Origin of the sequence: Streptomyces cynarae (assembly GCF_025642135.1) — a bacterium.
Lineage (GTDB): Bacteria > Actinomycetota > Actinomycetes > Streptomycetales > Streptomycetaceae > Streptomyces > Streptomyces cynarae.
Map to the genome: position 1 here is coordinate 1,148,914 of NZ_CP106793.1, position 23,410 is coordinate 1,172,323.

At 71.6% G+C, this 23,410-nt stretch carries 23 protein-coding genes and 1 pseudogene; 10 read left to right on the forward strand and 14 right to left on the reverse strand.

Translation table 11 applies throughout. From position 1 onward, the window contains the following. Positions 1–592 precede the first annotated feature (592 nt). The 5 genes and pseudogenes from egtA (at position 593) to N8I84_RS05500 (ending at position 5,296) form a co-directional block, all read left to right on the forward strand. Positions 593–1,910: pseudogene (gene egtA, locus N8I84_RS05480) on the forward strand (ergothioneine biosynthesis glutamate--cysteine ligase EgtA). After that, positions 1,907–3,223: an ergothioneine biosynthesis protein EgtB gene (gene egtB, locus N8I84_RS05485; RefSeq protein WP_263228488.1), complete on the forward strand. Its 1,317-nt coding sequence runs from the start codon at positions 1,907–1,909 to the stop codon at positions 3,221–3,223. Before egtA ends, egtB begins: the two are co-directional and overlap by 4 nt. Continuing rightward, positions 3,223–4,050, forward strand: a complete 828-nt coding sequence (gene egtC, locus N8I84_RS05490; protein WP_263228489.1) for an ergothioneine biosynthesis protein EgtC — start codon at positions 3,223–3,225, stop codon at positions 4,048–4,050. Before egtB ends, egtC begins: the two co-directional genes overlap by 1 nt. Then, on the forward strand, positions 4,047–5,018 hold the full coding sequence (egtD, locus tag N8I84_RS05495) for an L-histidine N(alpha)-methyltransferase (protein WP_263228490.1): 972 nt from the start codon (positions 4,047–4,049) through the stop codon (positions 5,016–5,018). The genes egtC and egtD overlap by 4 nt, the downstream gene beginning before the upstream one ends. 62 nt (positions 5,019–5,080) lie before the next feature. Further along, entirely contained in the window at positions 5,081–5,296 is a 216-nt protein-coding gene (locus N8I84_RS05500) for a dodecin (RefSeq protein WP_263228491.1), read from the forward strand. A gap of 68 nt (positions 5,297–5,364) precedes the next feature. Here the strand turns inward: N8I84_RS05500 and N8I84_RS05505 are convergent, their stop codons facing one another. Both N8I84_RS05505 and N8I84_RS05510 read right to left on the reverse strand, forming a co-directional pair. Then, on the reverse strand, positions 5,365–5,853 hold the full coding sequence (locus N8I84_RS05505; RefSeq protein ID WP_263228492.1) for a phosphatase domain-containing protein: 489 nt from the start codon (positions 5,851–5,853) through the stop codon (positions 5,365–5,367). Positions 5,854–5,888: 35 nt separating this feature from the next. Continuing rightward, positions 5,889–6,584 (reverse strand): helix-turn-helix transcriptional regulator, encoded by a 696-nt coding sequence (locus N8I84_RS05510; RefSeq protein WP_263228493.1) that lies wholly within the window; start codon positions 6,582–6,584, stop codon positions 5,889–5,891. Positions 6,585–6,848: 264 nt separating this feature from the next. On the opposite strand from N8I84_RS05510, the gene N8I84_RS05515 reads away from it, so the two are divergent. Then, positions 6,849–8,048 (forward strand): hypothetical protein, encoded by a 1,200-nt coding sequence (locus N8I84_RS05515; RefSeq protein WP_263228494.1) that lies wholly within the window; start codon positions 6,849–6,851, stop codon positions 8,046–8,048. Positions 8,049–8,058: 10 nt separating this feature from the next. On the opposite strand, the gene N8I84_RS05520 is transcribed toward N8I84_RS05515, so the two are convergent. Then, positions 8,059–8,877: an SAM-dependent methyltransferase gene (locus N8I84_RS05520; protein ID WP_263228495.1), complete on the reverse strand. Its 819-nt coding sequence runs from the start codon at positions 8,875–8,877 to the stop codon at positions 8,059–8,061. 149 nt (positions 8,878–9,026) lie between these two features. Between N8I84_RS05520 and N8I84_RS05525 the strand changes: the two genes are divergently transcribed. Then, positions 9,027–9,314, forward strand: a complete 288-nt coding sequence (locus tag N8I84_RS05525) for a hypothetical protein (protein ID WP_263228496.1) — start codon at positions 9,027–9,029, stop codon at positions 9,312–9,314. A gap of 10 nt (positions 9,315–9,324) precedes the next feature. Here N8I84_RS05525 and N8I84_RS05530 read toward each other — a convergent pair whose 3' ends face one another. Continuing rightward, positions 9,325–9,750, reverse strand: coding sequence for a CBS domain-containing protein (locus tag N8I84_RS05530; protein ID WP_263228497.1), 426 nt, complete (start codon positions 9,748–9,750; stop codon positions 9,325–9,327). Then, positions 9,731–10,252, reverse strand: a complete 522-nt coding sequence (locus tag N8I84_RS05535; protein WP_449334038.1) for a TIGR03668 family PPOX class F420-dependent oxidoreductase — start codon at positions 10,250–10,252, stop codon at positions 9,731–9,733. Before N8I84_RS05535 ends, N8I84_RS05530 begins: the two co-directional genes overlap by 20 nt. A gap of 202 nt (positions 10,253–10,454) precedes the next feature. Here N8I84_RS05535 and N8I84_RS05540 point away from each other — a divergent pair, with 202 nt between their 5' ends. Further along, positions 10,455–10,937 carry an inorganic diphosphatase gene (locus N8I84_RS05540; protein ID WP_263228498.1) on the forward strand — a complete coding sequence of 161 codons (483 nt, stop codon included), beginning with the start codon at positions 10,455–10,457 and terminating at the stop codon, positions 10,935–10,937. Between the two features lie 18 nt (positions 10,938–10,955). Here N8I84_RS05540 and N8I84_RS05545 read toward each other — a convergent pair whose 3' ends face one another. Beyond that, positions 10,956–12,170 carry an MFS transporter gene (locus N8I84_RS05545; protein WP_263228499.1) on the reverse strand — a complete coding sequence of 405 codons (1,215 nt, stop codon included), beginning with the start codon at positions 12,168–12,170 and terminating at the stop codon, positions 10,956–10,958. Between the two features lie 109 nt (positions 12,171–12,279). Beyond that, a complete protein-coding gene (locus N8I84_RS05550; RefSeq protein ID WP_263228500.1) occupies positions 12,280–12,684 on the reverse strand; it encodes a luciferase domain-containing protein in 405 nt (134 codons plus the stop codon). A 258-nt stretch (positions 12,685–12,942) separates the two neighbouring features. Here N8I84_RS05550 and N8I84_RS05555 point away from each other — a divergent pair, with 258 nt between their 5' ends. Then, a complete protein-coding gene (locus N8I84_RS05555; RefSeq protein ID WP_263228501.1) occupies positions 12,943–14,898 on the forward strand; it encodes an APC family permease in 1,956 nt (651 codons plus the stop codon). A gap of 175 nt (positions 14,899–15,073) precedes the next feature. After that, positions 15,074–15,775 (forward strand): HdeD family acid-resistance protein, encoded by a 702-nt coding sequence (locus tag N8I84_RS05560; RefSeq protein WP_263228502.1) that lies wholly within the window; start codon positions 15,074–15,076, stop codon positions 15,773–15,775. A gap of 70 nt (positions 15,776–15,845) precedes the next feature. Here N8I84_RS05560 and N8I84_RS05565 read toward each other — a convergent pair whose 3' ends face one another. From N8I84_RS05565 to N8I84_RS05595, 7 genes are all read right to left on the reverse strand, one after another. Further along, entirely contained in the window at positions 15,846–16,319 is a 474-nt protein-coding gene (locus N8I84_RS05565; RefSeq protein WP_263228503.1) for a nuclear transport factor 2 family protein, read from the reverse strand. Between the two features lie 124 nt (positions 16,320–16,443). Next, a complete protein-coding gene (locus N8I84_RS05570; protein ID WP_263228504.1) occupies positions 16,444–17,943 on the reverse strand; it encodes a metallophosphoesterase family protein in 1,500 nt (499 codons plus the stop codon). Between the two features lie 49 nt (positions 17,944–17,992). Beyond that, the gene (locus tag N8I84_RS05575; protein ID WP_263228505.1) at positions 17,993–18,805 is read right to left on the reverse strand and encodes a lysophospholipid acyltransferase family protein; all 813 of its coding nucleotides are present in this window, start codon (positions 18,803–18,805) and stop codon (positions 17,993–17,995) included. A 172-nt stretch (positions 18,806–18,977) separates the two neighbouring features. Further along, the gene (locus N8I84_RS05580; protein WP_263228506.1) at positions 18,978–19,748 is read right to left on the reverse strand and encodes a GNAT family N-acetyltransferase; all 771 of its coding nucleotides are present in this window, start codon (positions 19,746–19,748) and stop codon (positions 18,978–18,980) included. A gap of 239 nt (positions 19,749–19,987) precedes the next feature. Beyond that, positions 19,988–20,737: a succinate dehydrogenase/fumarate reductase iron-sulfur subunit gene (locus tag N8I84_RS05585; protein ID WP_263228507.1), complete on the reverse strand. Its 750-nt coding sequence runs from the start codon at positions 20,735–20,737 to the stop codon at positions 19,988–19,990. Further along, complete coding sequence (locus N8I84_RS05590; RefSeq protein ID WP_263228508.1) at positions 20,734–22,692, reverse strand: fumarate reductase/succinate dehydrogenase flavoprotein subunit; 1,959 nt, start codon at positions 22,690–22,692, stop codon at positions 20,734–20,736. The genes N8I84_RS05585 and N8I84_RS05590 overlap by 4 nt, the downstream gene beginning before the upstream one ends. A gap of 1 nt (position 22,693) precedes the next feature. After that, complete coding sequence (locus N8I84_RS05595; RefSeq protein ID WP_263234671.1) at positions 22,694–23,365, reverse strand: succinate dehydrogenase; 672 nt, start codon at positions 23,363–23,365, stop codon at positions 22,694–22,696. Positions 23,366–23,410 lie beyond the last annotated feature (45 nt).

Consider the following 23,410-nt stretch of genomic DNA (forward strand, 5'->3'; position numbering starts at 1 on the left):
AACGAGGTTGAGAGCTTGGGGGAGGGCGGAGGCTTCAGGACGCCGGCCGGATCACCCGACCGGCCGACAAGGCGCCGGGCGGCTTCCAGGCGGCTCTCCCCGGTGACCTCCAAGACCCCGGTGACCTTGTCGGTCGGCGGTACGCCCACGGGGTGCGGGTCGTACATCCGGGTCCGTGTACGGGCGGTCCCGCCGCGGTGATGGCCACCGTACGTCCGTCGGGCGCGCGGTTGGCCCCCGCCGCCACGGATCTCCCCGTCTGCCGCGCGATCCCGCGCAGGCGCGCGCTCACGGCGCCACCCCCGTGGGCGCCGTGAGCGCGCCGCGCGCCCGCTCCCCCGGTGCGGCGCCGATCTCCCCCGCCGTGCTCATGAACGCATGGTGAGCGATGCTGGTCTCACGCCGCAACAGAGTTTCGCGGTCCCGGAAACAACGTCTCGCGACTCGCGCAACAAGAGGAAAGCAGTCCGGAAAGCCCCACTGTGCACCCTTGTGCGAATCCATGGGAACGTCTTGGGTGGGACGAGCGATGCCGGTCCGGCCTCCTGGGGCCCGGATCGGCGACATGGTGGAACCTCAGGAGGATCCCGACATGTCCGATTCGGTGAGTGACTGTACGGAGCACCGCTCCGCCGTCACCGAAGCCGACGTGGAGGCGCTGGTCCGCGGTATCTGTTTCAAGACCGGACCGCCCCGCTCGCTCGGTGTCGAAGTGGAATGGCTCGTCCACGAGCCGCGCACGCCGTGGCTCCCCGTACCACCGGAACGTCTCGACGCGGCCTATGCCGCACTGCGGACCCTGCCCCTGCGTTCGGCCCTCACGGTCGAACCCGGCGGTCAGCTGGAGCTCAGCTCCGCTCCCGCCGCCTCCCTCATGGAGTGCGTCGGGTCCGTCTCCGCCGATCTCGACGCGGTGCGCGCCGTGCTGCGCGAGGCCGGCCTCGCCCTCAGCGGCCACGGCCACGACCCCTGGCGCGCTCCGCGCCGCTACCTCCGCGAGCCGCGCTACGACGCCATGGAGCGCTGCCTGGACCGTGCGGGACCCGAGGGTCGGTCCATGATGTGCTCCTCCGCCTCCGTGCAGGTGTGCCTGGACGCCGGACACGAGGAGCCGGGACCCCTGGGGTTCGGGCGGCGCTGGCGGCTGGCGCACCAGCTGGGCGCGGTCCTGGTCGCCGCGTTCGCGCACTCCCCGCTGGCCGGGGGCCGCCCACGGGCTGGCGTTCGACGCGGCAGTTCCTGTGGACGGCCATGGACCCGGGCCGCTCCAGCGCGCCCCGCTCGACGGCGACCCGCGCGCCGCCTGGGCCCGGCGCGTGCTGGACGCGCCGGTGATGTGCGTCCGCGACGGCAGCGGACCCTGGCGGGTGCCGCAGGGCCTGAGTTTCCGGGCCTGGACCCGGTCCGCCGATCCGCCGGACCGCGGGGACCTGGACTACCACATGACGACGCTGTTCCCTCCGGTCAGACCACGCGGGCATCTGGAACTGCGCATGATCGACGCGCAGCCGGGTGACGACGGCTGGATCGTGCCGCTCGCCGTGACGGCCGCGCTCTTCGACGACCCCGAGGCCGCCGAGACCGCCTACCGGTCGGTCAAACCGCTCGAGGAGCGGGCGGGCCCCCTGCCGCCGCCGTGCAACCCGCTGTGGATCGCCGCGGCCCGCGACGGTCTGGCCGACCCCGACCTGCACGAGGCCGCCGTCGCCTGCTTCGCGGCCGCCGCCGAGGCGCTGCCGAGGCTCGCTCGTGCCACCGCCGACGTGCTGGGTGCCGTCGCCGAGTTCACCGACCGCTATGTGGCCCGGGGCCGCTGCCCCGCCGACGACCTGCTGCTCCGGTTCCACGGGAAGGACACCCCCTCCGGCGGGGACGACACCCGGTTCCACGGGAAGGACATCCGCACATGACCGACGAACGGTCCCCGATCGACCCCGAGATACTCCGGGAGCGCGCGCTGGACGCCCTCACCACGGCCCGCGACCGCACCGCGCTCCTGACCACCTGCGTCGACGAATCCGACCTGACGGCACAGCACTCCCCGCTGATGTCCCCGCTGGTGTGGGACCTGGCGCACATAGGCAACCAGGAAGAGCTGTGGCTGCTGCGCGCGGTCGCCGGCCGCGAGGCGATACGGCCCGAGATCGACGGGCTGTACGACGCCTTCGAACACCCGCGCGCCGAGCGGCCCTCGCTGCCGCTGCTGCCGCCCGACGAGGCCCGGCGCTATGCCGCCGAGGTGCGCGGGCGGGCCCTGGACGTGCTGGAGCGCACGCCGCTGACGGGCCGGCGCCTGACCGAGGCGGGCTTCGCCTTCGGCATGATCGCCCAGCACGAGCAGCAGCACGACGAGACGATGCTGATCACACACCAGCTCCGCAAGGGCCCGCAGGCGCTCACCGCCCCGGACCCGGAGCCGGTGACGCCGTACGACGGCCCGTCCGAGGTCTTCGTGCCCGGCGGCCCGTTCATCATGGGCACCTCCACCGAGCCGTGGGCACTGGACAACGAACGGCCCGCGCACCAGCGTCAGGTGCCGCCGTTCTACATCGACGCCGTCCCGGTGACGAACGGCGCCTACACGGCCTTCATCGAGGACGGCGGCTACGACGACGAGCGCTGGTGGAGCCTCGAGGGCTGGGCCCACATCCGCAAGCACGGCGTCGAGGCCCCGCTGTTCTGGCGTCGGGAGGGCGGGCAGTGGCTGCGGCGGCGCTTCGGCGTCACCGAGGTCGTACCGCCCGACGAGCCGGTGCTGCACGTTTGCTGGTACGAGGCGGACGCGTACGCGCGCTGGGCGGGGCGCCGGCTGCCCACCGAGATCGAGTGGGAGAAGGCCGCCCGCCACGACCCTGCCACGGGACGGTCCCGGCGCTACCCGTGGGGCGAGGCCGACCCCACCCCCGAGCACGCCAACCTCGGGCAGCGGCACCTGCGTCCCGCGCCGGTCGGCAGTTACCCGGCGGGCGCCTCCCCGCTCGGCGTACGGCAGCTGATCGGTGACGTGTGGGAGTGGACGTCGAGCGACTTCCTGCCCTACCCGGGGTTCACGGCCTTCCCGTACAAGGAGTACTCGCAGGTGTTCTTCGGACCGGAGTACAAGGTGCTGCGCGGCGGTTCGTTCGCCGTGGACCAGGTGGCCTGCCGGGGCACCTTCCGGAACTGGGACTATCCGATCCGGCGCCAGATCTTCTCCGGCTTCCGCACCGCCCGGGACGTGTGATGTGCCGTCATCTCGCGTACCTGGGCCCCGAGGAGCCGCTCGGCCGGCTCCTCAAGGAGCCGTCGCACAGCCTGTACCGGCAGTCGTGGGAGCCGCGGCGACAGCGGTTCGGCACGGTCAACGCCGACGGCTTCGGCGTCGGCTGGTACGCCGAGGGTGATCCGGTGCCCGCGCGGTACCGCCGGATGGAGCCCATCTGGAGCGACCCGTCCTTCGCCGATCTGGCGCGGGTCGTGCGCTCCGGTGCGCTGCTGGCGGCCGTACGGGACGCGACCGAAGGGTGCGCCGCGGGAGAGGCCGCGGCGGCGCCGTTCGCGGCGGGCCGGTGGCTGTTCAGCCACAACGGGGCCGTGCCCGGATGGCCGCGCTCCGTCGCCGCCCTCGCCCGGTCCCTGCCGCCGGCCGAACTGCTGTCGCTGGAGGCCCGCACCGACTCGGCCCTCGTCTGGGCGCTCGTGCTGAACCGGCTGCGCGCCGGCGACGACGGGGGGCAGGCGCTGACCGACACCGTGCTCGAGGTCGCCGCGGCGGCCCCCGACTCCCGGCTCAACCTGCTGCTCACCAACGGCTCGACGATCGCGGCGACCGCGTGGGGCGACACCCTGTGGTACCTCGCCGAGCCGGGCAGCAGCATCGTCGTCGCCTCCGAGCCCCACGACGACGACTCGCGCTGGCAGGAGGTGCCCGACCGCACGTTGCTCACGGCCGACACCACCGACGTCCTGCTGACCCCGCTCAAGGACCCGCGCGACGACATGGCGTCCTCCCCCACTCTCGGCTCCGCTCGAGTGGGGGCACCCCCATCACCCGAGGAGCCCCGCACGTGAGCCCGTTCCATCTCACCCGCACCCTGCCCGAGGACGCCACGGACGCCGCGCTGCGCACGGACGTCCTCACCGGCCTCACCGGCAGCCCCAGGACGCTGCCCCCGAAGTGGTTCTACGACGCCCACGGCAGCGACCTGTTCGAAGAGATCACCGAGCTTCCGGAGTACTACCCCACACGCGCCGAACGGGACATCCTCATCGCCCGCTCCGGGGAGATCGCGGCCGCGGCCGGTGCGCGCACACTGGTCGAGCTGGGCTCCGGTTCGTCCGAGAAGACACGGCACCTGCTGGACGCGATGAGCGGACTGCACACCTACGTCCCCGTCGACGTCAGCGAGAGCGCGCTCACCCAGGCGGGACAGGCCCTGGCCGCCGAGCGGCCAGGGCTGCACGTCCACGCGCTCATCGCCGACTTCACGGCGGCCCTCACGCTGCCGGAGACGCCCGGGCCGCGGCTCGTCGCCTTCCTCGGCGGCACGATCGGCAACCTGGTGCCCGCCGAACGGGCGACGTTCCTCAAGGCCGTGAGGGCCCTGATGGCGCCCGGGGACACGCTGCTGCTCGGCACCGACCTGGTGAAGGACCCCTCGGTGCTGGTGGCGGCGTACGACGACACGGCCGGGGTGACGGCCGCGTTCAACAAGAACGTGCTGGCCGTCGTCAACCGGGAGCTGGGCGCCGACTTCGACCCGGACGCCTTCGACCATGTGGCGCTGTGGGACGCGGAGAACGAGTGGATCGAGATGCGGTTGCGTGCGCGCACCGCGCAGACCGTGAAGGTCCCGGCGGTTGGCCTGGCGGTCGACTTCGCCGAGGGTGAGGAGCTGCGCACGGAGGTGTCGGCGAAGTTCCGCAAGGACGGTGTGAGTCGGGAACTGGCCGCCGCCGGCCTGGACCTGACGCACTGGTGGACGGACGGGGAAGGGAGGTTCGCCCTGTCCCTGAGCTCGGCACGCCCGGCCGACTGAGCCGGCGCGGGCGACACACCCGCGGACACCCGCGGACACCCGCCAAGGAGAGGAGCATCCGCATGACCGATCACATCTACCGGGTCACCGAGATCGTCGGCAGCTCGCCCGATGGCATCGACCAGGCCATCCGCAACGGGATCGAACGCGCCTCACAGACCCTGCGCAACCTGGACTGGTTCGAGGTCACCCAGGTCAGGGGCCGGATCGCGGACGGGCGGATCGAGCACTACCAGGTCGGCCTGAAGGTGGGCTTCCGGCTCGAGGACGGCGAGTAGCGGAGGGCGAGGGGCGGGCGTCCGACGTCCGCCGGGCGGGCCTCACACGTCCGCCCGGGGTGGACCCGTCAGGTCCGCCCCTCCCGTTCCTGGGCGTCCTTCAGGTCGGCGGACGGGGACGCCCAGTGGGCACGGACGACGGTGAAACCCGCTCGTTCGGCGTCCTGGCAGACCAGTTCGTCGTCGTCGACGAGAACGCGGACCTCCCGGCCGCGGGCCAGCTCGCGCAGCAGTTCCAGCTTGGTGACGCGGGCGGGCCTGCGGTCGCCGTTCGACCGCATGTACAGGCGCCCCTCGGGCAGCCCGTGGGCGGCGAGCCAGTCGAGGGTGTCGCGCCGGCAGCGCGCGGGCCGCCCGGTCAGATAGACCAGCTCGCACTCCTCTGCGGTCCTCAGCGCGAGCGCGATCCCCTCGGCCAGCGGCGGGTCCTGCGGCGCGGCGGCGAAGAAGCCGTCCCAGTCACGCGGTCTCGTCCGAAGGAAGCGCTGCCGGTGCGCGGTGTCGGCGAGGGTGTTGTCCAGGTCGAAGACGGCGACGGGTCTGCTGTCGTTGGTCACGCACCCACTCTAAGGAGAGTGCCTCGTGGCCACCGTCAGCCGTCCGGCCGTGCGGGCGTCGGCGGCCATACGGCGGGCGCGAGGACGCCCTCGACGTAGGCGCGCGCCACCAGGGCCGCCTTGCCGGTCACACCCCAGCGGCGGGAGAGCTGCTTGAAGTGGTAGTTGACGCCGTCCACGGTCAGACCCACGGCGGAGGCGATCTGGCCGGTCGTGGAGCCGGCCGCCGCCAGCGCGAGGATCCGGGCCTCGATCTCGTCCGCCTTGACCGGCGCGACGTCGCAGTCTCGCGCCGGGGCGGGGACGTCCTCGCGGACGGGGAGCATCAACAGCAGGTCCGGCGCGTTGTGGGAGGCCTCGCCGACCAGGTCGACGGTCATCTCGCCGCGGCGCTCGACGCCGGCCGCGGTGGTCCAGCCGACCGCGACGGTGTAACGGGACCTGCGGTGCAGCCGGATCGCCTCGGTGACGGCGCGCAACTCGTCCCTGGTCTCCGGGTGGAACAGATCGAGGATGCTGCGCCCGCGCAGGGGGCCGGCGAGTGTCCCCCACTCCCCCGCCATGGCCGCGTTGACCCGCAGGATGGTGCCGTCCGTCGTGCAGTAGGCCGTGGGCAGCGGGAGCCGGTCGAACAGGCCCAGCGCGCGGTTGCGCCAGAAGACCGCCGCGCGGCTGTCCGGCGCCGGGGATCTGGTGGGCGGCAGGGGTATCCGCCGGGGGCGGAAATCCATGCGGGTCCTCCTTCCGTCGGGGACAGAAGCGTTCACTCCCAGTCAAGTGGCAGGGACCGCGCCGGTGCCACTCGTCACGCGAAAGGGTGAGAACATCCGGCGGCCAGGCAACCTCCCCACCACGGAACTTCGTCCTTTCAGGCGTGCATGACTCACCTGCCTCAGCACTCCATCACGCCAGATTCTCGTACAGCAGTGGTATATGACCCAACCATGGCCAAACCTCACGTTGCGGACCGTGCGCCGGTATCGGAGGGTCAGAGGGTGAGTGCACTCTCGCCCGCCCCCGCCCCTCTGCGCACCGGGGGCGGTGCCCGTCGCATCCGCCTTCCCTTCGACAACCGACTCCTGCCCGGCGCCACGTCGGCCCTCGCGCTGTTCGCCTCCATCCGCATGGCCGGTATCGTCGCGATCGCCGTGGCGAACCACCTCGCCGGCCACCCGATGCTCAAGGGTCTGGCCCACTCGTGGGACTCCCGCTGGTACCTGCACATCGCACAGCACGGCTACGGCAGCTACGTGCACGTCCTTCACAACGGTGCCGTCCAGCGGGACTGGGCGTTCTTCCCCCTGTACCCGGGACTCATCCGCGCCGTGTACACCGTCCTGCCGATCACTCCGGGCACCGCCGCCCTGCTGGTCGCCTGGAGCGCCGCCGGGGTGGCCGCGTACGGCATCTACGTGATCGGCCACCGCCTGTACGGACGCGCGGTCGCCACCGTCCTCGTCGGAGTGTGGGCCGCGATGCCGCACTCCGTCGTCCTCAACCTCGCCTACACCGAGTCCCTGCTGACGGCGCTCGCCGTCTGGTCGCTGTACGCGGTGATGACGGGCCGCTGGCTGTGGGCCGGCGCGCTGGCGGCCCTGGCGGGTCTGTCCCGGCCCACGGGGTTCTCCGTGGCCGCCGCGGTGGTCGTCGTAGCCGTGCACGAGATCGTCAGGCGGCGTGGCCGGGTCCCGCTCGGGCTGTGGTTCGGCGCTGCCATCGCACCCCTCGGCTGGGTGAGTTTCGTGCTGTGGGTGGGCGCCCATATGGGTGATCTGTTCGGCGGCTACTTCACCGTGCAGCGCGCCTGGGACTCCCGCTTCGACTTCGGTGCGGGCTCGCTGCACTTCCTCAAGGGGCTGCTGGTGCACGGCGGCCGGGTCGTCTACCCCCTGGCGCTGGTGATCGTCGCGGCGGCCATCCTGCTGTTCTGCCTGCTGTGCGTCGACCGGGCGCCGCTGGCCCTGATCGTCTACGCCGGGATACTGCTCCTCATCACGGTCGGCGGCTCCGGTCCCTACGCGTCGAAGCCGCGTTTCCTGCTGCCCGCGTTCCCGCTGCTGATCCCGCTCGCGCGGGGGCTCGTACGGACCTGGCGGGTGCGGCCGAAACAGGCCTGCCTGCTCGGCATCGCGCTCACCCTGCTCTCCGTGACCTACGGGACGTACCTCATGACGGCCAGCCACACTCCGCTGTGAGCACGGCACTTCAGGGTTTGACGGCGACCGCGCCGAACTGCGGGACCGTGACCGCGCCGGCGGAGGCCGCGTCGGGCCGCCAGTGGGCGCACGAGACGAGGCCGGGGGCGAGGATGTCCAGGCCGTCGAAGAAGGACGTGACCTCCGCGCGGGTGCGGGCGGTGATGGGCGGGGTCGCGTTGTCGTTCCAGAACCGCATCGCCTCGACGTTGCCCTGTCCGCCGAGGTCGGCGTCCGTGGTGGGGTGGGTCAGGACGAGGTGACTGCCGGACGGCACCGCGGACATGAGGGTGCGGACGATGTCCCGTGCCCGGTCGGTGTCGAGGACGAAGTTGAGGATGCCGAGCATCATGACGGCGACGGGGCGGGTGAGGTCGAGGGTGGCCGCGGCGCGGCGGACGACGGAGTCCGGGTCGTGCGCGTCGGCGTCGACGTAGTCGGTGGCTCCCTCGGGGGTGCTGGTCAGCAGGGTGCGGGCGTGGACCAGCACGACGGGATCGTTGTCGACGTACACGATCCGGGACTCGGGTGCGATGCGCTGGGCCATCTCGTGGGTGTTGTCCAGCGTCGGCAGCCCGGTGCCGACGTCCAGGAACTGCCGCACCCCGCGCTCGTCGGCCAGGAACCGGACCGCCCGCCCGAGGAAGGCACGGTCCGCGCGGGCCACTTCGCGGATCACCGGGAACATCGACGCGACCTGGTCGCCGACCTTCTGGTCGATCTCGTAGTTGTCCCGGCCGCCGATCCAGTAGTTCCACACCCGGGCGTTGTGGGCCACCTGGGTGTCCACCCGGGTCGGCCCGCCCGACTGGCGCTGGTGCTCGCTCACGTCCGTCTCCCCTCGGCCTCGGCGGTGACGCGCCGCCGCCGGCCATTGTGCCGTCGCCGCGGTGCCCCGGGGGGCGGTTTCGCCGCTGTCTGGCCCCTGCCGGGGCGGGTACCCGCAGGGTGTCACGACTCTTTGGGGAGATGACTCGGATGCGCTTCCTCGGAATGCTCCTCTTCGCGGCCACCGCCGCCTTCACCGGGCTCGTGATCGCCGACAATCTGGGCGGCGGCCCGCACTACACCGTGTCGATGCTCGGTCAGAACATCGCCACCATGAACACCCTCGCCATCTTCTGCGCCGGTCTCGCCCTGGCCCTGATCTTCGCGCTGGGCCTGGCCACGGCGGTGAGCGCGGCGACGCACCGGACACGGGGCGCGCGCCGGGCCCGCCGGACCACTGTGGTCGACGATCTGGGGGGACCCGACACCCGGCGCTGACGAGAGACCCTCAACGGTTGGGCCGGGCGTTGCTGACGTCCGCCAGAGCAGAACGCGGGTCCTCGGCCGCGGCGAGGTCGCCCAGGCTGACGATGCCGACCGGGCAGCCGCCCTTCTCGACGACAGGGAGCCTGCGCACGGCGTGTCGGCGCATCAGGGCGGCCGCGTGGTCGGTGGTGTCGTCGGGCGCGAGCGTGACCACGGGGGGACGGCTGCACACCGAGCCCGCGGTCGTGGTGTCCGGGTCGCCGTTCTCGGCGATCATGCGGACCACGATGTCGCGGTCGGTGAGCACCCCGAACAGGTCGCTGTCGTACGTCACCAGCACGTCGCCGACGTTCTCGTCGCGCATCAGGCGAGCCGCCCGCGCCACTGAGGTCATCGGCTCGACGGCGACCGTGCCACGGGACATCACGTCACGTACCTGCCTGGTCATGGGGAACCTCCTGGTTCGTCGTGTCGGAGTGCGGCTCCCGGTCGGCCGCCCCGGACTCGGGGCCGGCGCGCCAACCGCTCCAGCGGTGGACGGTGACCACGACCACCGGTCCGTCCGGCGGACTGTCCCGGTACTGGGGGTACTTCCGCCCCAGCAGGGCGAGCGCGGCGTCGTACTCGCATCGGTCGTCGTCCTCGGACACCTCCGGCGGCACGGCCCGGGCGCCTCCGTCCGCCCGTACCCACCACAGCCGCTCCCAGTCCTCGTCGTACGCGTCCACCAGCAGGCTCACGGCCGGGTGGACGGCGATGTTGTGCAACCGCTTCAGCTGCCGGGACCTCTTGGGCTTGCGGTCGACGGCCATGACGATCCCGCCGTCGCCGCGCACGGCGAACACGACCGGCACGAGGTGGGGGCGCCCCTCGGGGTCCACCGTCGCCAGCCGCGCCACGCGGGCGTCGGTGAACCGTCGCCGTGCCTCGTCCTCTTCGATCCGCGGCACTCCCGCTCCTCCTCACGGTCGCGTGACACCGCCGCGAGACAGCTCCGGCACGTCGGCGGGTACTCCTTCCGGCGCTGGCGGGTACCCGGCGTCCGGCGCTCTCACACGGTCGGCCCTCGGATGCCGCCGTGCGGGAGGCCGGGGCACACTGGAAGCCCGGCCCGCGCCCCGGCCTGCCGACCGACCAGGCAAGGAGGCCGTCGTGGAATTCGACGTGATCGTGGAGATCCCGCAGGGATCGCGCAACAAGTACGAGATGGACCACGCACAGCACCGCATCCGCCTGGACCGGATGCTGTTCACCTCGACCCAGTACCCGGCCGACTACGGCTACATCGACCACACGCTCGGTCGGGACGGCGACCCGCTCGACGCCCTCGTCATCGTCGGAGAGCCCACGTTCCCCGGCTGTGCGATCGAGTGCCGCGCCGTCGGCATGTTCGTCATGAAGGACGAGAAGGGCCCCGACGACAAGATCCTTTGCGTCCCGGCGCACGACCCGCGCTACGCGGGGGTCCAGGACATCGGTGACGTCCCCGCCTTCGACCGGCTGGAGATCACCCACTTCTTCGAGGTGTACAAGGACCTGGAGCCCGGCAAGTCGGTCGAGGGGTCCCACTGGGAGGGGCGGGAGCAGGCGTACGCGGAGATCGAGGCCTCCCGTCGGCGGGCCTCGGAGGGCTGACGCAGCCGTGCGGAGCTCTCAGCGCCGGGCCCGCGCGCGGCCGGGCCTGGTGACGGCGAGCAGGATCAGGGCGAGGGCCTGGACCACGGCGACGACCGTGATCAGGGCCGGGATCGAGGAGCCGTACAGGGCTCCGGTCAGCGCGCCGCCCACCAGACTCGCCGCGCCGACCACGCCGGCGAAGATCCCGTACGCGGTCGCCCGCCGCCCGGAGGGCACGAGGTCGGCGACCGTCGCCCGCAGCGTGGACTCCTGCACGCCCATGGCGGCGCCCCACACCAGCGACCCGGCCACGGCGACCGTCACCGTGCGGGTGAACCCGAGCACCGGGACGGCCGCCGACAGCAGCGGCAGGACCGCGAGCACGCGGGGCCCGTACCGGTCGTAGGCCCACCCGGTGGCCAGCGCGGCGACCGCGTCGACGGCCATGGCGGCCGCGTACAGCAGCGGCACCCATGCCGTGTGCGCCAGGTGCCGTTCGACGAGGTGGTAGGAGAGAAGACCGAAGGTGGTGAAGCCGGCGGTGGTGGCCGCGGTGAAGGCCGCGTAAGTCCAGAACGCGGTAGGCAGGCGGCCGTCGGGGGCCCCGGGCGCGGTCGACGGCGGGGTGATCCCGCGCTCGTACGCCTCCGGGTCGGGCACCCGGGCCCGCAGCCACACCAGCAGCCCGAGCACCGCCACGCCGGGCAGGGCCAGCACGCCCAGTGCCGGCCCGTAGTCGCCGCCCGTCAGGGCGAGGACCCCGGCGACGGTCAGCGGTCCGACCAGGGCTCCCACCTGGTCCATCGCCTCGTGGACGGCGAAGCCGCGGCCGCGTCCCGTGACCGCCGTGGCGTGCGACAGCAGGGTGTCCTTCGCCGGGGACCGCACCGCTTTGCCGACCCGCTCGGCGATCACCAGCGTGCAGGCCGCCCAGAGCGTCCCGACCACGCCGAGCAGGGGTACGGAGACCACCGTGAGCGCGTACCCGGCGACCGCGAGGCCCCAGAACCGGCGCGTGCGGTCGGCGAGCGGTCCGGAGACCAGCCGCAGCCCCAGCGCGGCGGCTTCACCCGCGCCGGTGACCACGCCGACGACGAGAGAGGAGGCGCCGAGCGACGCCAGCAGCGGACCGGTGACGGAGCGGGCGCCCTCGTACACGAAGTCCGCGAGCAGGCTGACCGTGCCGAACCACACCACGAACCGCCACGGCCCCATCCGGGCCCGCGCCGGCGCCTGTCGCGCCGATGTCACACCCACTGCGCCTCCCGGATCCGGACACCGCCGAGCCGGCGCGGTGTCTCAAACGAGCACGTCGACTGCATTATCGTCTACACATTTGTCGGCGTTGCCCGGCTGGACGTCAGTGGCTGAACCCGCTCGGGTCGAGGTCGCGGGGCAGCAGCATGACGCGGTGGAGGTTGCAGGCGGCGGACGCGTGGGGCGCGGGTGGCTGAGAGGCCTGGTGGGCGTGCAGCGCCACGCTCACCAGACTCAGCAGCAGGTCGATGTCGGTGCCGCAGTGCAGACGCACCGTGACCCAGCGTGAGCCGGGCAGGATGCGGATGGCGGTCGACTCCGCGAGGTCGCCGGAGAAACGGCGGATGGCCCCGGTGGTCAGGTGCACGTCCGCCTCGCGGTCGCCGTGGAAGTGGACGATCTCGCTGTGCGGGGTGCCGAGCGCCCGCCCCGTGCCGCAACTGGCCGGCTGCACCGTGAGGTCGGGCCAGGCGTCGAGCCGTTCCAGAGCGCGCTGGGCCAGAGTCATGTGCCCATCGTCGTCTCCTCACTCCCCCGCCACCAGAGGTTGAGGGTTCCGTAACCGTGCCGTGAGGTTGGGGAGGCGTTCTTCCGGGTGGTCTGCCGTCCACCGGCCGTTCTTAACGGAAGCTTGACGCCGCGAGGCCCGTCATCCGTGGGCCCTCGCGTCACTCTCTGCTTACGCTGGTGCGGCCGTCCGTGTGAGGGCCGATTCCCGCACCAAGTCGCACAACAGGCGCAAGCCGCACAACAGGAGAGCACGTCCATGGCCGCGACCATCGAACACCCACCTGCGAGTCGATTGCGGGCGTGGATGCTGCAGGGGCTGTCCGACATGGGCAAGGGCACCGCGCAGGGCCCGCACGCCCAGCCCGAGCCCCCGCACAAGGGCCAGCGCTGGTGGCGGGTCATGTGCCTGACCGGCGTCGACTACTTCTCCACCCTCGGCTACCAGCCCGGCATCGCCGCCCTCGCCGCCGGACTGCTCTCCCCCGTCGCCACCGTCGTCCTCGTCGCCGTCACCTTGGCGGGTGCCCTGCCCGTCTACCGGCGCGTGGCGGAGGAGAGCCCGCATGGCGAGGGCTCCATCGCCATGCTGGAACGCCTGCTCTCCTTCTGGCAGGGCAAGCTGTTCGTCCTCACCCTGCTCGGCTTCGCCGCCACCGACTTCCTGATCACCATCACCCTCTCCGCCGCCGACGCCTCCACCCACCTCGTGGAGAACCCGCATCTGACGGGTCTGCTGCACGGCAAGGAGATGGTGATCACCCTCTTCCTCGTGGCGCTGCTGGGCGCGGTCTTCCTCAAGGGCTTCCTGGAGGCCATCGGTGTCGCGGTCGCACTGGTGGCGACCTATCTGGGCCTGAACGCCGTCGTGGTGGCCGTCGGCCTGTGGCACGTGGTCACCGCCGGACATGTGGTGACCGACTGGAGCAACGCCCTGACCACCCAGCACGGCAACGTGCTCGCCATGGTCGGCGTGTCACTGATCGTCTTCCCGAAGCTGGCGCTCGGCCTGTCCGGCTTCGAGACCGGCGTCGCCGTCATGCCCCACGTCCAGGGCGACCCCGGCGACACCGAGGACAAGCCCGCCGGCCGGATCCGGGACACCAAGAAGCTGCTCACGGCCGCCGCGCTGATCATGAGCGTCTTCCTGATCGCCACCAGCTTCATCACCACCGTGCTGATCCCGGCGAAGGAGTTCGAGCCGGGCGGCCGGGCGAACGGCCGTGCGCTGGCGTACCTCGCCCACGAGTATCTGGGCGGCGGATTCGGCACCCTCTACGACATCTCGACGATCGCGATCCTGTGGTTCGCGGGCGCCTCCGCCATGGCCGGGCTGCTCAACCTGATGCCCCGCTACCTGCCCCGCTACGGCATGGCCCCGCACTGGGCCCGCGCGGTGCGCCCCATGGTCATCGTCTTCACCCTGATCGCCTTCCTGGTCACCTGGATCTTCGACGCCAACGTCGACGCCCAGGGCGGCGCCTACGCCACCGGCGTCCTGGTGCTGATGTCGTCCGCGGCGATCGCGGTGACCATCGCCGCGCGCAAGGCCCGTCAACGCGGCTGGACCATCGGCTTCGCGGTCGTCTCGGCGGTCCTGTTGTACGTCACCGTCGTCAACGTCATCGAGCGGCCGGACGGTGTGAAGATCGGCGCCTGCTTCATCGCCGGGATCATCCTCGTCTCGCTGCTGTCGCGGCTGGCCCGTGCCTTCGAGCTCCGTGTGACCAGCGTGACGCTCGATGACATGGCGGAACGTTTCGTCAGGGATACCGCCAGCCGACGTATCCGCTTCGTCGCCAATGAGCCGGACCGGCGCGACGTCGCGGAGTACCGCGCAAAGATCGAGCAGATCCGGGCGGACAACGACGTAACCGCCCAGGAGGACTTCGTCTTCGTGGAGGTGACCGTCGGCGACCCCTCGGAGTTCGAGGCGGGGCTGGTCGTGCGGGGCGAGGTGCTGCACGGCCGCTACCGCGTCCTGACACTGGAGTCGTCCTCGATCCCCAACGCCCTCGCGGCGCTGCTGCTGCACGTCCGCGACACGACCGGCTGCATCCCGCACATCTACTTCGAGTGGACCGAGGGCGGCCCGTTCGCCAACTTCCTGCGCTTCTTCCTCTTCGGCCAGGGCGAGGTGGCCCCGGTCACCCGGGAGGTGCTGCGGGAGGCGGAGCCGGAGCGCAAGCGGCGACCGCGGGTCCACGTCGGCTGAACGGGGGCGCGTCGGCTGAGCGGGGGCGCGTCGGCTGAGCGGGGGCGCGTCCGCTGTGGCCTTGCGTCACGGACCACCGCCGCATCCTCCGTCCCACCGAGCGACATGAGGCCGATCGGGTGACGATGGACGTGTACTGACGTGACCACGCCGCTCCCAGAAGGAGGCAGGTGTCATGACATCTCCTTCCGATTCCCCCGGCCCCGTTCCCGCACACGGCACAGAACCGCGAACGCAACAGACACCGCGAACACAAGAGACTCCCCTGGCCGAGGGCATGGCTGCCCTGGCGAACATGGGCTGGCAGATCCTGCTCACCATGGGCCTAGCCAGCATCGCCCTTGGCGTCGTCGCCCTGGTCTGGCCAGGCGCGACGCTGCGCGTCGCCGGCGTGCTCTTCGGCATCTATCTGCTGGTCACCGGCGTCTTCCAGCTCGCCGCCGCCTTCGGCACCCACATCCCCAGGCACCTTCGCGTACTGCATTTCATCACCGGTGCGGCCTCCATCCTGCTGGGGTTGGTCTCCTTCCGGGGCCCCCTGGAGTCGCTCCTGCTGCTCGCCCTGTGGATCGGCTTCAGCTGGTTGCTGCGCGGCACCACGGAGACGGCTGCGGCGGCATCCGTCCAGGACATGCCGGCGCGCGGCTGGCACGTGGCCTTCGGCATCATCGGCGCTCTGGCCGGTATCGTGATGATCATCATGCCGTTCGCCTCGATCGCAACACTCACCCTGGTCGTGGGCGTCATGGCCATAGTGCTGGGCCTGACCGAGGTGGTCCGCGCGATCAGGACGCGCATCGAGATCGGCCAACTCGCTGCGGGCACAGCCACCCAGCGGCGCCCCCTCTTCCACGCCCGCCCGCACCCCCAGCACTGATCGGCGGGGCCGGTGACCCACTGGCTTTCATCGCGAGTCGGTCGTGTTCGCACGGCGCGCCGCCGAGTGGTCACAGTCCCAGGTCGCTCAGCCCCGGGTGGTCGTCGGGTCTGCGTCCCGGTGGCCAGTGGAACAGGCGGTCCTCCTCCTGGATGGGGAGGTCGTTGATGGACGCGTGTCGCCGGCGCATCAGGCCGTTGTCGTCGAACTCCCAGTTCTCGTTGCCGTAGGAGCGGAACCAGTTGCCCGAGTCGTCGTGGCACTCGTAGGCGAACCTCACCGCGATGCGGTTGCCGTCGACGGCCCAGAGCTCCTTGATGAGCCGGTAGTCCAGCTCGCGACGCCACTTGCGGGTGAGGAAGGCCACGATCTCGTCGCGGCCGGTCACGAACTCCGCCCGATTGCGCCAGCGGGAGTCCACCGTGTAGGCGAGCGCGACCTTCTCCGAGTCGCGGGTGTTCCAGGCGTCTTCCGCGAGCCGCACCTTCTCCGTTGCGGTCTCGTGGGTGAACGGCGGGAACGGTGGACGGGGTGGGTGCGTCATATCGCCTCCGCGAAAGTGAGAACGGTTGTTCCCCACTCGGGCGACCACGGTACGAGACCGCTGGTCCTCCCGCAGCCGCGACAGTCCGGACGCACGCGCAACGCCCCGCCCCGGCCTTTCGCCCTCACACAAGCGGAATGGTCACCTCGTCCTCGACGGGCGGGTCGAGTTCCTCGCGCCGGTTGCCGGTCGCGGCGAAGCAGCGCAGCCGGACCGCCTCCGTCGTGACGTCCAGGCGCAGGAAGCTCTTGAAGAACGGCGGGCTGTAGGTGGCCGAACTCGGCGAGAAGAGCTGGGTATAGATCTTACGGACGGGCAGCCGGATACGGGAGGTCCGGTCGGGGCGGCCTCCGGCGCCCAGCAGACTGGCGACGAGGCGGGTGCGCCAGGTGACCCGGGCGGGTGTCGCCTGGCTGCGGGTCGGGGGGATGCCCAGGCGCTCGGCGATGACGGCGGTAGCCTCGGCCTCGGTGAGGGTGAAGAAGCGGCGCAGCCGCAGCCGGCGTCCGTAGAGCCTGCTGTAGAAGGCGAGGGAGTCGCCGCGCAGCGGGTAGCAGCGGAACTCCTTCTCGGTGACGTCCGCGATGGACACGCGCGGGATGGTGTGGGTGGCGTGCATGAACGCGCCGCCGCCGCCGGAGACCACGTACTGGATCGTGCGGCCGTCCACGTCCACCGGGTAGCGCTGGTAGTTGTGGATGTCTCCGCCGATCGCCGCGACATAGCGGTGGTCCGGGGCGCGGACGATGTCGTCGACCGTGCCGCCGCCGTCGATGGGGCAGGGGTGGTGCTCGCCGTCCACGTACAGCGGCGAGCCGGTGACGAGGATCTTGGGGCGGGGCCCCCGGGAGACCTCCCGCAGCCAGCGGCCCTGTTCGGCGTCGATGGTGCCGAGCAGACCCGTGTCGATGCCGACGATACGGACGGGTCCGGCGTCGATGGCCCAGTACGGGCCGGGCTGCACGGCCTGCTGTTCGGGTGCCGAGCGCAACGCGCGTGCCTCCGCGAGGCGTTGTTCGTCCTGTGCGCCCGGGCGGTGCCACAGCATGGAGCGCAGCCGGGCGCGGAGCGGCGGGCGGCAGGCCGGGTCCGGGGCGAGCGGCGGGGCGTCGCAGAAGACGCTCATGAACCCGTACAGGTCCTCGTACCAGTCGTGGTTGCCGGGTATGGCGTAGATGGGTGCACGGTAGTCCTGGTACGGGCGGAAGAACTTGGTCCCGTAGTCGGCGGTCGCGCCGACCGGGTAGATCACGTCGCTGGCTATGACGGCGAAGCTGGTGTCCTGACCCACCTTCAGGAAGCCCGGCACCACGGCGTACTGGGGGTCGTCCCCCTCGCCGGTGTCCCCGAGGACCATGAAGGAGAAGCGGTCCTGGTCGTCGCGCCGGATCACCCTGTCCGCGGGCGCGCCCGCCGCCTCGCACTGTTCTGCCCAGCGGCTCCGGGTACGACCGGTGGGGTCGCCGAACCAGGAGGCCAGCACGCCGTTGCGTGCCGCCCAGAGGGTTCTCGGGTTCAGCCAGGAGAGCTTTTCGACATGACCCGGCATCAAGTCCCGGTAACTGCCGCGTTCTACGGCGCCCCAGCCGGCGCCCTCGGCGGTATCGCGTGAGGATTCGGACACCGGTGCACCGTAGCAATGACCGACGGCGCACCGGAGCGGCGAGGGTGCCTCAGAGGTGTGCGTGCGGGTCCGGTCGTGCGCGCTCCGGGAGTCCGACGGCCCGCTGGGCGGCCAGGGTGAGGGTGCGGCGGTCCGGCGCGCCGCCCGGCGCCAGTGCCGGCATGACCCGGACCTCGGCGACGAGGCCGCGTGCCGTGAGGACCCGCCACACGGAGGTGAGCAGGGAGTCGCTGCCCACGAACGCGGGCGCGGTGCTCACCGGGCCCCCGTCGTACCGGTAGTGGAGCCGCACCGGCTGGACGGGCGCGCCCGCGTCCAGTGCCGCCTGGAAGGCGGCGCGCCGGAAGCGGCCCTGCGCCCTGCCGCACCAGGTGCTGCCCTCGGGGAACACCACGACCGCCGAACCACCGCGCAGGCCGTCCGCGATGCGGGCGACCGTGTCCGGCAGCGCCCGCAGCCGGTTTCGGTCGATGAACAGGGCACCGCTGAGGGCGGTCAGCGCACCCGCCACCGGCCACCGCCGGATGTCGGACTTGGCGAGCATCCGGCCGGGCCGCACGGCGGCGAGCAGCGGGATGTCCAGCCAGGAGATGTGGTTGGCGACCATCAGCAGGCCGCCGTCCGGCGGGGCGGCCCCGGTGATCCGCACCCGCACGCCCGTGGCGCGCACGACCGTTCGGCACCAGGTCCGGACGGCCCGTTCACGCGGTGCGACGGGTATCCGGCGGACGACCGGGAAGAACGCGAGCCCGGCGACCATCAGCGTCAGGACCGCCGCGAACCGCAGGACGGCGCGCGGTACGGCGGCCGCCGACGCCACGGCCTCCACGCAGGACTGCGGCGAGCAGGGGGCGCTGGGCATCCAGGGGCTCGCCGGGGCGGGCGCCGCACGTGCACCTCGACGGGCCGCGGCCCGGGCGCCGTGTCCGGGGCCGGCAGCGCCGTCGTGCTCGCGAGCACCGGGGTGCCGCGGCGCGCCCGCAGGGCGGAGCCGACACCGGACACGTTCGTCACTCCGGTCCGGGGGGTGTTCATCACGCCGGGACGAGCGAGAGGAAGTGCCGCAGATAGCGCGCGTTGATCCGGCGCATCGACAGCAGCACGTACAGGTCGGCGACGCCGAAGTCCGGGTCGTGCGCGGGCTGCCCGCAGACCCAGGCGCCCAGGCGGAGGTAACCGCGCAGCAGCGGGGGCAGCTCGGTGTGCCCTTCCGGGGCCGGCGTCCCGGGGCGCCAGGGCAGCAGCGGTCGTACCCGGTACTCCTCGGGCGCCAGGTACTTGGCCCGCACCCGCTCCCAGGTGGCCGCGGCGAGGGCACCGCCGTCGGCGAGCGGCAGGGAGCAGCAGCCGGCCAGCCACTCGTGGCCGCCGTCCGTCATGTAGCGGGCTATGCCGGCCCAGATCAGGCCGATGACCGTGCCGTCGCGGTGGTCGGGGTGGACACAGGAGCGGCCCACCTCGACGAGCCCGGAGCGGATCGGCGCGAGCGGGCCGAGGTCGAACTCGCCCTCCGAGTACAGCCGCCCGGCGATCGCGGCCCGCTCGGGCGGCAGCAGCCGGTAGGTGCCCACGACCTGGCCGGTCACCGAGTCCGTCACGAGCAGGTGGTCGCAGTACGCGTCGAAGGCGTCGATGTCCAGGCCGGGCTGCGGGGTGGACAGGAGGGCGCCCATCTCCCCGGCGAAGACGTCGTGGCGCAGCCGCTGCGCGGCCCGGACGTCGGCCTCGTCACGGGCGAGGGAGACGGTGTAGCGGGTGGGCGCCAGCGGCGGTGGGGGGCTGGCGAGGGTGGAAACGCCGGTCATGGCTCTCTCCTGGTCACGGGCCGGTTCGGCGGTGCGGGCGCAGACCTGAGCGGTTCGGTCTGCGCGCTCCTGTTCTTCCGATGCCGGTTGGCCTGTGCGTGGCCCGCGAAGGGAGAGCGGGTGTGGGGTTGTTGAATGCCAGGTGTGCCGGGACGGTGCCTGGCGGGACCGGGTCTTGAGCACCACACCCGGTCCCACCCGTCCGCACCCTGCCGGCGAACGTTCCTGTGTGGGCGGCTCTACCGCTTGCCCACTTTGCGGGTGGCCCGCAGCCACTCCTTGTTCATGTTCGTGATGGAGACCGGCGGGATGCCCTTGGGGCACGCGGTGGCGCACTCGCCGGTGAGGGTGCAGCCGCCGAAGCCCTCCTCGTCCATCTGGGCCACCATGTCCAGCACGCGGGTCTCGCGCTCGGGCGCGCCCTGCGGCAGGACGTTGAGGTGGTTGATCTTGGCCGAGGTGAAGAGCATCGCCGCGCCGTTGGGGCAGGCGGCCACGCAGGCGCCGCAGCCGATGCACTCGGCGTGCTCGAACGCGTAGTCGGCGTCCGCCTTGGGCACGGGGGTGGCGTGGGCCTCGGGCGCGGAGCCGGTCGGGGCGGTGATGTAGCCGCCGGCCTGGATGATCCGGTCGAAGGCCGAGCGGTCCACGACCAGGTCCTTGACCACGGGGAAGGCGGCGGCCCGCCAGGGCTCGATGTCGATGGTGTCGCCGTCCTCGAAGGACCGCATGTGCAGCTGACAGGTGGTGGTGCGCTCGGGGCCGTGCGCGTCACCGTTGATCACCAGGCTGCACGCGCCGCAGATGCCCTCGCGGCAGTCGTGGTCGAAGGCGACGGGTTCCTCTCCGGAGAGGATGAGCTGTTCGTTGAGGACGTCCAGCATCTCCAGGAAGGACATGTCGGGCGAGATGCCGTCCACCTCGTAGGTGGACATGGCGCCGTCGGCGTCGGCGTTCTTCTGCCGCCAGACGCGCAGGGTGAGCTTCATGCGTAGCTCCGCTGGGTGGGGTGGACGTACTCGAAGACCAGGTCTTCCTTGTGGAGGGTCGGGGCCTGGCCCGTACCCGTGAACTCCCAGGCGGCCGCGTAGGAGAACTCGTCGTCCTTGCGGGCGGCCTCGCCGTCCGGGGTCTGGGACTCCTCGCGGAAGTGGCCGCCGCAGGACTCGGTGCGGTGCAGCGCGTCGAGGCACATCAGCTCGGCGAGCTCGAGGTAGTCGACGATGCGGTTGGCCTTCTCCAGCGACTGGTTGAGCTCCTCGCCGGTGCCGGGCACCTTGATCCGCCGCCAGAACTCCTCACGGATCTGCGGGATCCGCTCCAGGGCCTTGCGCAGACCGGAGTCGCTGCGGGCCATGCCGCAGAACTCCCACATCAGCTCGCCGAGTTCGCGGTGGAAGGAGTCCGGGGTACGGTCGCCGTCGACGGCGAGCAGCAGGTTCAACCGGTCCTCGGTCTCGGCCAGCACCTCCTGCACCGCGGGGTGTTCGACGGTGACAGCGTCTTCATCGGCCCGATGCGGGTTGCGGGCCAGGTAGTCGTTGATGGTCGCCGGAAGGACGAAGTAGCCGTCGGCCAGGCCCTGCATCAGCGCGGAGGCACCGAGGCGGTTGGCGCCGTGGTCGGAGAAGTTGGCCTCGCCGATCGCGAACAGGCCCGGAACCGTCGTCTGCAGGTCGTAGTCGACCCACAGGCCGCCCATCGTGTAGTGGACGGCGGGGTAGATCCGCATCGGTACCTCGTACGGATCCTCGTCGGTGATCCGCTGGTACATGTCGAAGAGGTTGCCGTACTTGGCCTCGACGGCCTTGCGGCCCATGCGCAGAATCGCGTCCGCGAAGTCGAGGTAGACGCCCTGGCCGCCGGGGCCGACGCCGCGGCCCTCGTCGCAGACGTTCTTCGCGGCGCGGGAGGCGATGTCACGCGGCACGAGGTTGCCGAAGGACGGGTAGATGCGCTCCAGGTAGTAGTCGCGCTCGTCCTCGGGGATCTCGTTCGGCGGGCGGTCGTCGCCCTTGGCCTTGGGCACCCAGATCCGGCCGTCGTTGCGCAGCGACTCGCTCATCAGGGTGAGCTTGGACTGGTGGTCGCCGGTGCGCGGGATGCAGGTCGGGTGGATCTGTGTGAAGCAGGGGTTGGCGAAGTAGGCGCCGCGCCGGTGGGCCCGCCAGATCGCGGTCGCGTTGGAGTTCATGGCGTTCGTCGACAGGTAGAAGACGTTGCCGTAACCGCCGGAGGCCAGGACGACGGCGTCCGCGAAGTACGTGTCGATCTTGCCGGTGATCAGGTCCCGGGCGACGATGCCGCGGGCCCGGCCGTCGATGACGATCAGGTCGAGCATCTCGGTGCGCGGGTGCATCTCCACGTTCCCGGCGGCGATCTGCCGCGACAGCGCCTGGTAGGCGCCGAGGAGGAGCTGCTGGCCCGTCTGGCCGCGGGCGTAGAAGGTGCGGGAGACCTGGACGCCGCCGAAGGAGCGGGTGTCGAGGAGGCCGCCGTACTCGCGGGCGAAGGGGACGCCCTGCGCCACGCACTGGTCGATGATCTCCACCGAGATCTGGGCCAGACGGTGGACGTTGGACTCGCGGGCGCGGAAGTCGCCGCCCTTGACGGTGTCGTAGAAGAGCCGGTGGATCGAGTCGCCGTCGTTGCGGTAGTTCTTGGCCGCGTTGATGCCGCCCTGCGCGGCGATCGAGTGGGCGCGGCGCGGGGAGTCCTGGTAGCAGAACTGGACGACGTGGTAGCCCTGTTCGGCGAGGGTGGCGCCCGCGGAGCCGCCGGCGAGGCCGGTGCCGACGACGATGACCGTGTGCTTGCGGCGGTTGGCGGGGTTGACCAGCTTGGCCTCGAAGCGGCGCTTGTCCCAGCGCTCGTGGACGGGGCCGGAGGGGGCCTTGCTGTCGACGACCGGGTCGCCGGATGTGTAGTTCACGTAGTCGGTCATGTCAGCTCACCACTCCGGTCATGACGCCCACGGGTACGGCGATGAATCCGGCCGTGAGCAGCAGCGCGAGGACGTTGGCGACGGTCTTCAGGGCGCGGTCGCGCCTCCGGCTGCCGACGCCGAGGGTCTGGGCGGCGCTCCAGAAGCCGTGCCGGATGTGCAGGCCGAGCGCCAGCATCGCGACGATGTAGATGACGTCGCTGTACCAGTGGGAGAAGTCGTCGACGACGTTCTGGTACGGGTGCCCGGGCTGGAAGCTGCCCGGGTGCACGGTGCCGGTGGTCAGGTCCAGGACGTGCCAGACGATGAACAGGCCGAGGATGATCCCGCCCCAGCGCATGGTGCGGGTGGCGTAGCTCGCCCGCGGCCTTTTGTGCACGTACTTGCTGGGCCGGGCCTTGATGTCGCGGCGGCTGAGCTGGTAGGCGGAGACGGCGTGGGCGACGACGGCCACGATCAGGACGATCCGGATGAGCCAGAGCGTCCACTCGTAGTGCATGAACGGCTCGCCGACGGTGCGCAGCCAGTGGGCGTAGTGGTTGAACTCGCCCGCCCCGAAGTAGATCTTCAGGTTTCCGATCACGTGGGCGACCAGGTACAGCAGCATGATCAGGCCGCTGACCGCCATCACGGTCTTCTTGCCGACAGTGGAGTCCCACACGGTGCGTGCCATGGACGGCCGTCGGTCCGTCCGCGTTGCCAGTGCCATGTCACAGCA

Coding starts and splice junctions, on each gene's coding strand:
- N8I84_RS05560 (WP_263228502.1), top strand. CDS start 15,074: ATGACATCTCCTTCCGATTCCCCCGGCCCCGTTCCCGCACACGGCACA.
- N8I84_RS05555 (WP_263228501.1), top strand. CDS start 12,943: ATGGCCGCGACCATCGAACACCCACCTGCGAGTCGATTGCGGGCGTGG.
- egtC (WP_263228489.1), top strand. CDS start 3,223: ATGTGCCGTCATCTCGCGTACCTGGGCCCCGAGGAGCCGCTCGGCCGG.
- N8I84_RS05595 (WP_263234671.1), bottom strand. CDS start 23,365: ATGGCACGCACCGTGTGGGACTCCACTGTCGGCAAGAAGACCGTGATG.
- N8I84_RS05530 (WP_263228497.1), bottom strand. CDS start 9,750: ATGACCAGGCAGGTACGTGACGTGATGTCCCGTGGCACGGTCGCCGTC.
- N8I84_RS05550 (WP_263228500.1), bottom strand. CDS start 12,684: ATGACTCTGGCCCAGCGCGCTCTGGAACGGCTCGACGCCTGGCCCGAC.
- N8I84_RS05590 (WP_263228508.1), bottom strand. CDS start 22,692: ATGACCGACTACGTGAACTACACATCCGGCGACCCGGTCGTCGACAGC.
- N8I84_RS05585 (WP_263228507.1), bottom strand. CDS start 20,737: ATGAAGCTCACCCTGCGCGTCTGGCGGCAGAAGAACGCCGACGCCGAC.
- N8I84_RS05575 (WP_263228505.1), bottom strand. CDS start 18,805: ATGCCCAGCGCCCCCTGCTCGCCGCAGTCCTGCGTGGAGGCCGTGGCG.
- N8I84_RS05500 (WP_263228491.1), top strand. CDS start 5,081: ATGACCGATCACATCTACCGGGTCACCGAGATCGTCGGCAGCTCGCCC.
- egtB (WP_263228488.1), top strand. CDS start 1,907: ATGACCGACGAACGGTCCCCGATCGACCCCGAGATACTCCGGGAGCGC.
- N8I84_RS05510 (WP_263228493.1), bottom strand. CDS start 6,584: ATGGATTTCCGCCCCCGGCGGATACCCCTGCCGCCCACCAGATCCCCG.
- N8I84_RS05525 (WP_263228496.1), top strand. CDS start 9,027: ATGCGCTTCCTCGGAATGCTCCTCTTCGCGGCCACCGCCGCCTTCACC.
- N8I84_RS05580 (WP_263228506.1), bottom strand. CDS start 19,748: ATGACCGGCGTTTCCACCCTCGCCAGCCCCCCACCGCCGCTGGCGCCC.
- N8I84_RS05565 (WP_263228503.1), bottom strand. CDS start 16,319: ATGACGCACCCACCCCGTCCACCGTTCCCGCCGTTCACCCACGAGACC.